Here is a 283-nt window from a genome sequence, read left to right as displayed (position 1 = left end):
ACGGCGCCCCGGTGTCCGTCACGCTCATTCAGCCCGCCGCCATCGACACGCCGTACCCCATCCACGCCAAAAACTACATGGAGCGCGAGGCCAAGCACGCCCCGCCCGCCTACGCCCCCGAAACGGTGGCCCGGGCCATTCTGCACAGCTGCGCCGCGCCCGAGCGCAACGTGGTGGTGGGCGTCGGCGGCCGCGCCTTCATCAGCATGGAGCAGTGGACGCCCGGCCTGCTCGATAAGTTTATGGAAAAAGCCTTCGTGAAGCAGGAAAAGGCTGATTACGC

Annotated in this window: 1 pseudogene; it reads left to right on the top strand. The window is 66.4% G+C overall.

Annotated features, from left to right (window positions below):
• A pseudogene (locus EJV47_RS28320) lies at positions 1 to 283 on the top strand (SDR family oxidoreductase); the annotation flags it as partial.

Source organism: Hymenobacter gummosus (assembly GCF_003970915.1).
Lineage (GTDB): Bacteria > Bacteroidota > Bacteroidia > Cytophagales > Hymenobacteraceae > Solirubrum > Solirubrum gummosum.
This window is presented reverse-complemented; position numbering and strand designations above follow the sequence as displayed.